The organism is Candidatus Nanopusillus massiliensis (assembly GCF_920984865.1).
In genome coordinates, this window is sequence record NZ_OV100765.1 from 596,710 (window position 1) to 597,236 (window position 527).

The 527-nt window shown below is 23.4% G+C and carries 2 pseudogenes (1 of these 2 running past the window's edge); both read left to right on the top strand.

The annotated features are described in order from the left end of the window. Positions 1 to 3, top strand: a pseudogene (locus LUA84_RS05575) (hypothetical protein); it begins 138 nt to the left of the window's first position. A 29-nt stretch (positions 4 to 32) separates the two neighbouring features. Beyond that, positions 33 to 239, top strand: a pseudogene (locus LUA84_RS04530) (Glu-tRNA(Gln) amidotransferase subunit GatE); the annotation flags it as partial. Between the last annotated feature and the right edge of the window lie 288 nt (positions 240 to 527).

The window sequence follows — 527 nt, forward strand, 5'->3', positions numbered from 1 at the left end:
TGAATATATTGGATTAATATCTAAAATTAACTGAAAAAGTAAAAAGAGGATTGGGAANNNTTAGACAGGATGTAAATATATCAATAGAAGGAGGAGAAAAAATTGAAATAAAGGGCGTACAGAATTTAAAAATAATAGATCAAATTTGCGAACTTGAAGTAAAAAGACAAGAAAGAATGATAGAATGGAAAAAAATTATGAATGAAAGAGGTATTGNNNGATACGAATTAATAGAATAGATTTATATTTTTTAATAGATCATAATTCTTAATGAAAACTCAATTTGGAACAATTTCTTGTAGAAATTATATTATTTATAGTTGCTGGTATTGCTGCTTATATATTTGTTTCTACTCCATATAATAATTTAAATGGAATAAGCAATGCTGCAGTTGCAAATTCTAAATCATTACAAAATCAATTAAATACATATATTACATTAGATTCATGTGCATATAATAATACTACAAATCTATTATATTTCTATGTAACAAATAGAGGAAGATTGTTTGTATTAAATCAAAATC